We start from the raw sequence: 279 nt of genomic DNA on the forward strand, positions 1-279 counted from the left end.
TCCTATGACCTGCTCCGGACAGCACTCTGCGGTACGCACCTGGCAGCTACACACGGCCCCGGCCGCGGACGCGGTCGTCGAGGGCGGCTGGACGGCTCCGGCTTCCCCTCCCTGGGGGACGTGCCGGACCGAGCCGGTGACCGGCACGCCGTGGCCGGCCCGGCTGTCGCCGCAGGCCGCCAAGACACTCACCGAACGGCCCGACCACGCCGCGCAGATGGTCCACGACGTCCTCGACATCGCCTCCCGCACACCCTGAGGCTGGCCCCAGTGGAACGC

Annotated in this window: 1 pseudogene; it reads left to right on the forward strand. The window is 73.5% G+C overall.

Features of this window, described 5'->3' with window-relative positions:
- Positions 1–259: pseudogene (locus ACSNOK_RS34010) on the forward strand (hypothetical protein); the annotation flags it as partial.
- Positions 260–279 lie beyond the last annotated feature (20 nt).

The organism is Streptomyces sp. URMC 126 (assembly GCF_051386555.1).
GTDB lineage: Bacteria > Actinomycetota > Actinomycetes > Streptomycetales > Streptomycetaceae > Streptomyces.